We start from the raw sequence: 277 nt of genomic DNA, 5'->3' as shown, positions 1-277 counted from the left end.
CTGTGTCTTTTAAACCAAGACGACGGTAACACTCATTTAGTAAGCTAGAAATTTGCTTTTTACCTAGAGCTTGGTTGATTGACTCAAACGGCATACCTTTAGGTAAAATAAGAGACAGAATTGCACGACCCACTGTAGTATCAATGATAGTGATTGTATCTTCTACAACACCATCTTCATTAGCTACTGATTGGCTAATACGTACTTTCACTTTTGCGTGAAGGTCGGCATTACCACTACGGTATGCTTTTTCTGCTTCTTTAGGATCTTTAAATAC

General features: G+C 37.9%; 1 protein-coding gene. It reads right to left on the bottom strand.

What is annotated here, in order from left to right:
* Positions 1-277 (bottom strand): hypothetical protein (locus SB765_RS29325; RefSeq protein ID WP_410932448.1); only part of this gene is annotated, 277 nt, incomplete at both ends.

This window comes from Pseudomonas sp. SIMBA_067 (assembly GCF_046534675.1).
GTDB classification, from domain to species: domain Bacteria; phylum Pseudomonadota; class Gammaproteobacteria; order Pseudomonadales; family Pseudomonadaceae; genus Aquipseudomonas; species Aquipseudomonas putida.
This window is presented reverse-complemented; position numbering and strand designations above follow the sequence as displayed.